Source organism: Undibacterium sp. RTI2.2, assembly GCF_035018705.1.
Taxonomy (GTDB): Bacteria; Pseudomonadota; Gammaproteobacteria; order Burkholderiales; family Burkholderiaceae_D; genus Undibacterium.
Genome location: NZ_JASJXN010000094.1, coordinates 1 through 3,379, shown reverse-complemented (window position 1 = coordinate 3,379; position 3,379 = coordinate 1). Strand labels below are relative to the sequence as shown.

The following is a 3,379-nucleotide window of genomic DNA, read 5'->3' as shown; positions in this document are numbered from 1 at the left end:
GCCGCTCCTTTCTCATCTATTTTGCGCTTCTCGCAATAAAATTACTCTCCGGTGTTTCGTTTTGCAAGAACCTCTATCTACTTAGATTTAGATTGCTTAATGTGTTCTTCTAGCTCACTAAATGTAGGTCGCTCCGTCGAATACAAAACTTTACGCCCAAACTCAACAGCAAGCGCCGGAGCATATCCGTTTAAGCTGGCCAGCAAAGTTACTTTAATGCATTGAAAGGTTTTAGAGGACTCGTCCAGTTGTTGCTCCATCAGACCAGCCAATGGCCCAACGAAACCATAAGCGAGCAAAATACCTAAGAATGTTCCTACCAAAGCATGTGCAATCAAAATACCGAGCTCTGCTGGCGGGATACCAACTGACTCCATTGTGTGGACCACACCCATCACCGCAGCAACAATACCAAAAGCAGGCAAACCATCACCTAACTTAGCAATAAAATGTGCCGGTGCCGCACCTTCATGGTGATGCGTTTCCAGCTCATTATCCATCAGATTTTCGATCTGAAATGCATCCATATTTCCGGACACCATCAACCTTAAATAATCCGCAATGAATTCCATTAAGTGATGGTCAGAAGCAACGAGTGGATACTTGCTAAAAAGAGGACTCTCTTCCGGCTTTTCAATATCACCTTCAATTGACATTAAGCCCTCTTTACGTATTTTTGTCAGCACATCAAACAGCATGGTCATCAATTCCATATACAAGGCTCTGGTGTATTTGGAGCCTTTTAATACACCAGGAATTGCTTTTAAAGATGCCTTCAGGGTTTTACCGTTATTGCCGACCAAGGAAGCCCCAACGGCGGCACCACCGATCATCAGCAATTCGAGTGGCTGAAATAAGACGGCGATGTGTCCGCCGGACATAACAAATCCACCGAACACTGACCCCATCACAACTATATAGCCAACGATGACTAGCACGAGCCAGACTCCTTATGAGAAAAGAACCAAATATAAACGTGGAAATTAATCAGTAAATTAATCATCACATCAATTTGATCAATTAAGAGATACAGGAAACAATTGCAAAAAACCGAATCTATCAACAAAAATAAGAGACAACGCTTCGCTGCTTTTTACGGGAATAGAATATACGTAAATTCAATATACTCCCCATTATTTTTATTAAAAACACCTTACTGTCCAAGTATTACCTGGACAATAAAATATACTACCTAGGAGTACCATAACCGATCACAATCAAAGTTCAAACAACAATAACGCAAAAGGTACGAAAAATTTACATAAAGAGACGTTTATTTCTCACTACTTCAAGCTCTTGGCTAAGCCAAATATTTTATTCTTAGCAGCTCTGCACTATTCTCTTGAAGCTTAAAAGCAATTGAGTATTGCCTGAGGAATACATTACATGATTACTATTATATGCGCCATACATATAGTGTTGGATCATTAGGATTTTTATTTATACACAAGTCGGGAGCAACATTCGGCACTATAAATTCATAGCTAAGCAGTAATGACCCTGGCGTCATTTCTTTCCGCACTTTCTCCCATAACGATGGCATTGCAGCAGGCGAAAGATAAGCAAATACAACATCGAATTGGTTCAAATCAATTCTCTCGTAGCTACGGAATAAAAACTCAACTTTGGCTCGATTAAATTTCGCTCTTAAATAACTGATAAACCACGGCAATGGCGCGATTTCAACACCATAAAAAAAACTGTCCCGCCTTACTTGCGCCAATTTGAGAACCAAGCCGCCCAGCCCACTGCCAACATCAACAAAATGGACAGGTCTGTCTGGCAATAACTCAAATAACGTCGGCAACAAAGAGGATTTAGATGGGTAATACGGCACCTGCGTGCGAAACGTACTCCAAAAAAGTAAAGCCAAAAAAATAAAACCACATAAATAGTAATAACGTGGAATATCAAAGGCCAAGAGTACGAAGACAGCAAGGGGAAAGAAGAAGTGAATAATCCACCACCACCAATCCATTTTTCGCCAATATGAAAAACAACAGGCAGCAATTGCTTGCGCAAAAATGATAATAATTGGAGGAATATTTTTTTTGAAGCTGACGCCTACAAAAAAAGTAATGAGGAGGCAAAGAAGGAAGGAAAAAATCTGTATCAATAACGACTGCAAGGCAGGCGGGAGCAATGGCTTACCCGCCAAAGAAATATCATTTTCGTTTGTTTGCTTTGACCTTAGGTTCAAAAAGGCTCCGAAAAATCGTCTGCATTATGCAACCATCGCTATTGAGTCTAATTCACGCGCTCTTTTAGTCTTGCCTGCTCGTGAAGGGACATGGCATAAACCACATGCATAATCATCATGCAAATCCAATGTGTGTGCAACAAATTGCCCGCCACATTTGTTGCATTTTGTGAATTTCAGAATTTTCGCATCAAAAAACCTCACCAAGGTCCAAGCGCGCGTCAATGACAGCACTGGCTCATCACCTGCTTGAGGCGGTGTTTGTTCTAAATAAAGTCGATAAGCTTTGACAACAGCTTCAATGCCACTGATATCCGCATGATCATGCAAATACTTGTGAATGTTCATAAATAACGATGAATGGATATTTGGCTGCCAAGTAATAAACCATTCTGTAGAAAAAGGCAGCATCCCTTTAGGAGGTGATACACCCTTTAGCTCTTTATATATTTTCAACAATCGCTCGCGAGACAAACTCGTTTCGGACTCCAAAAGCTGCAAACGTGCGCCAAGATTGACTAAATCAATTGCCAACCGAATTTCGTGTGCTTCATTTACTACGCTTTTGCTAGCCATTTTGCTCACCTCAGTGTTGAAAAATTATTAAATAGTCAGAAACTAATGAATCTCTTTAATGAATTTCTTCAACAGCTTGTCCAGCCATTAAAATTGCAGCATGAGAATGTGCCAAGGCGCGTTCTTTATTATAATTTGTCAACATGCACAAAATGGCACTGTCTTCAAATCTAAAGCGAGCAAGCATCATGTTAGAGCCAGCAAGCTTAAGAATCTGTGCGTTGTTCAACCCTTCAATCAGGTCAGCGATTTCTTTCGCTATGCCTAAACGAAATATCGCAGTAGCTTTGTCAGCACGAATCATTTGCTGAGCGAGCATCAGATAACTTAAGTTAGCGTCGCGAATTTCAGCCATCATATCGTTCGGTGTCATTTTTCTACCCTCCATCTTGTTTAACCCGGCACAGAGTTCGTTGCCAGTGAGATACATTGTGGATGCAAGAAAAATACCGGAGTATAGGCAGGAAGAGGTATTTAAGATGAGTAAAAACAGAAAAAACTCGTAGGAGTTTTTCCTACAAGCTATATTTGATTTCTTTTAGAAAGAATTCGAAAAGAATTTTTGATTTTTATTATTTTTAGAAAAGATAGTTTGTTCAATTA

The 3,379-nt window shown here is 40.1% G+C and carries 4 protein-coding genes; all 4 read right to left on the bottom strand.

The features are described 5' to 3' along the window. Nucleotides 1-77 precede the first annotated feature (77 nt). Nucleotides 78-938 (bottom strand): flagellar motor stator protein MotA, encoded by an 861-nt coding sequence (gene motA, locus QN395_RS21075; protein ID WP_322119059.1) that lies wholly within the window; start codon nt 936-938, stop codon nt 78-80. 458 nt (nt 939-1,396) lie between these two features. After that, nucleotides 1,397-2,200 (bottom strand): class I SAM-dependent methyltransferase, encoded by an 804-nt coding sequence (locus tag QN395_RS21070; protein WP_323493020.1) that lies wholly within the window; start codon nt 2,198-2,200, stop codon nt 1,397-1,399. A 24-nt stretch (nt 2,201-2,224) separates the two neighbouring features. Beyond that, on the bottom strand, nt 2,225-2,776 hold the full coding sequence (gene flhC, locus QN395_RS21065) for a flagellar transcriptional regulator FlhC (protein ID WP_322119061.1): 552 nt from the start codon (nt 2,774-2,776) through the stop codon (nt 2,225-2,227). Between the two features lie 55 nt (nt 2,777-2,831). Beyond that, nucleotides 2,832-3,149, bottom strand: coding sequence for a flagellar transcriptional regulator FlhD (gene flhD, locus QN395_RS21060; RefSeq protein ID WP_262836001.1), 318 nt, complete (start codon nt 3,147-3,149; stop codon nt 2,832-2,834). Nucleotides 3,150-3,379: the final 230 nt, after the last annotated feature.